Source organism: Corynebacterium sp. HMSC05D08 (genome assembly GCF_001807215.1).
GTDB lineage: Bacteria > Actinomycetota > Actinomycetes > Mycobacteriales > Mycobacteriaceae > Corynebacterium > Corynebacterium striatum.
On the sequence record NZ_KV788316.1, the window covers coordinates 1 to 908 of the forward strand.

Annotated in this window: 2 protein-coding genes; one reads left to right on the forward strand and one right to left on the reverse strand. The window is 49.3% G+C overall.

Annotation, left to right across the window (positions count from 1 at the left end):
• Positions 1-14 precede the first annotated feature (14 nt).
• Positions 15-440, reverse strand: a complete 426-nt coding sequence (locus HMPREF3148_RS03660; RefSeq protein ID WP_049159160.1) for an ATP-binding cassette domain-containing protein — start codon at positions 438-440, stop codon at positions 15-17.
• A gap of 242 nt (positions 441-682) precedes the next feature.
• Here HMPREF3148_RS03660 and HMPREF3148_RS13805 point away from each other — a divergent pair.
• The coding region (locus HMPREF3148_RS13805; RefSeq protein ID WP_210382996.1) for a hypothetical protein at positions 683-908 on the forward strand (226 nt) is incomplete at its 3' end.

Consider the following 908-nt stretch of genomic DNA (forward strand, 5'->3'; position numbering starts at 1 on the left):
TAAAAGAAGCGGAACTAAACCCAGGACGCTTCACTCGGGTGACGGTCTTCATACGATCTCATGTTTAATCGTGTGAGAATTTCCCTCGCTGTAATGAAACTCTGCTTTCTCCCCCCTCTGGACATCTCAGCAATTAGCCGGATATTATCGCGGCAGGTCAAATCCTCTATTAGATGGTTCTCTTGATCTACCACGCCAATATTCTTGAGACGAAAGTCTCGGCGTTTTTGCTCAGGATACTTTGAGAAGTCCTTTCCTGAGAGTGAGATCGTTCCAGAGTCTGGTTGGTCGATTCCTATGATGCATCTAAGCAGGGTAGTCTTGCCACTTCCAGAAGGTCCAGTGATAGCAATTAATTCGCCCTGGCCCACGGAAAGGTTAACCTTATCTAGGATAGATTTCCCTGAAATGCTCCTGCTGATGTCGCTAACTTCTAGCATGTGTTCCGTGCTCCTAAAATAAATAGTGTGTCGCCGATATCGGCGACACACTATTCAGTCTTTCTTTTACACGCAGACGCAGCGCAGATCGAGGAATCCCTCGCAGTAACCGCCGGCAGAGTTGTAGTTGTCTCGACAGTAAGCCGCACAGCGGCCTTCCGAAGGGCAGCCACAGCATTCTGCCGGAGCGGTGGTGGCGTGCAGGTTTAGGTTCCGGGCGGACTCAGTAGACTCAGTGCGAAGTGCGAATCCAGGCATCATTTCTCCTTCTTATCTGGAGCATAGCTGATTTGCTATGCACTGTAGAGGTTAGAGGAACTTGTTCGATCACCAAGGAAAAGAAGGAAACAGGATACAAAAGTTACCACCCCTTCGAGGGGTTGAAGAAAAGCAAGAAAACGGGTTGGGCCGTCGAAGTAGCCGAGGATGCGCGTATTGAAGTGCCCCGGGTTTTGTTCCTAGGCATTT